Origin of the sequence: Okeania sp. SIO2B9, from assembly GCF_010672505.1 — a bacterium.
Classification (GTDB): domain Bacteria; phylum Cyanobacteriota; class Cyanobacteriia; order Cyanobacteriales; family Microcoleaceae; genus Okeania; species Okeania hirsuta.
In genome coordinates, this window is sequence record NZ_JAAHGK010001643.1 from 1 (window position 1) to 1,374 (window position 1,374).

A 1,374-nucleotide genomic window follows, 5' to 3' on the forward strand; every position below is an offset into this window, starting at 1 on the left:
TATTAATTATTAATTTTTGAATTAATCATCTCTAGTAAAACTAGATTTTTCCCGAACTTCCTCTAAGGTTAAAGATGGTCTATTTTTTACCTCTGGGTCAGCTCCCACTTGAATCAATAAATCTGAGAATGCAACTTTTTTATTAAAAGGCCGAATAGCTTTAATACTAACACCTGAACTAATTAATTTTTCAGCAACTAATTTAACATCTTTTATACTTACTGCTGAACCAAACCAAATTGAATTACTAGGCATATCCACTACTATAGTTGGTAAAAGTATTAACTGATCATCTAAAGTTCTTAAAGCTTTTTCAACTACTCCATTGTCAACATCCTTAGGAAAATACTCAACTATCACAGAGTTTTCCTTTTTTTGATAAAAATTATCCCCTAAAATACTTAATTCATTTTCCAAAACTTCCCGATATACTCTTGGTAAATTCCTACTCATAGAATTAGTTTCAATTCCATATCCTAAACTCGTCCATGTTCCAGATAATAACCGCAAAACTCGGTCTAATTTTCCTTTTCTTAATAACCCAGGAATATCTGCTTTCCAATATTTGCGATCGCTTAACCAACCATGTACAACAGCATCCTGATATTTTGGCTCAAAACTGTAAGATTCCCAAAACATAAACCAGCCACGTTGAGGATGATAACGTCTTGCCATTAGATACCAAGTATTTGTTAACATTTGATATCGTCCAGCTGCAGTGCTACAATTCCCTTTATTCGGACCAGAAACGATGGTAATACACCAGTCTGGATGTTTACTCAAATTAGATACATTTTTACCTGTATAAACAACATGATAAGGCCGAGAATAATTAGACTCGCTAGCTGAAATAGTTCGCATTAATGCACGAATATAAGGATCTCCACCTTTCATTGCTAGTTGAGGCCATTTATCTCCACCATTGTAATTATATTTATTAGGAGAAATTAATTTAGTTATTTCCTGTTTACTTATATTTGAGTTCCCCTTAAAAATTTGGAAAAATGAAATAAAAGAGATGATAAATATAGATATAAAAATTAAACGTTTTAAAAGCATAAAACGACCATAAGAAGACCTTGACTTCTTTCTTCTGATAATCTTAGGTTTAACCGGATGCATCTAAATAATAAAGGAGGAATTTTCAACATTTTTTTGGGAGCTACCTACTATGAATTTCATGTAGTAAAGTTTCCTAATCAACCTCTAGTTTAACCTAATTATTAAAAAGTTGCGCCCCTTTTTTTTTAGTACAATAGCTGATTTTTTTATAATAATTACTGTATTAAAATAATTTTAAAATGTGCTATGCCATAACTTATACCAAGTCCAGTATAATCGGTATTTTCATTATCGGTATTTTCATTAATGGAA

1 protein-coding gene is annotated in these 1,374 nt (G+C 31.1%); it reads right to left on the bottom strand.

Annotated features, from left to right (window positions below):
* Window positions 1–21: 21 nt before the first annotated feature.
* Window positions 22–1,059 (bottom strand): glycoside hydrolase family protein, encoded by a 1,038-nt coding sequence (locus tag F6K13_RS35670; RefSeq protein ID WP_353735757.1) that lies wholly within the window; start codon window positions 1,057–1,059, stop codon window positions 22–24.
* Between the last annotated feature and the right edge of the window lie 315 nt (window positions 1,060–1,374).

What these genes read in the sequence shown, in the direction of transcription:
- F6K13_RS35670 (WP_353735757.1), bottom strand. Translation starts at nt 1,059, where the DNA reads ATGCTTTTAAAACGTTTAATTTTTATATCTATATTTATCATCTCTTTT.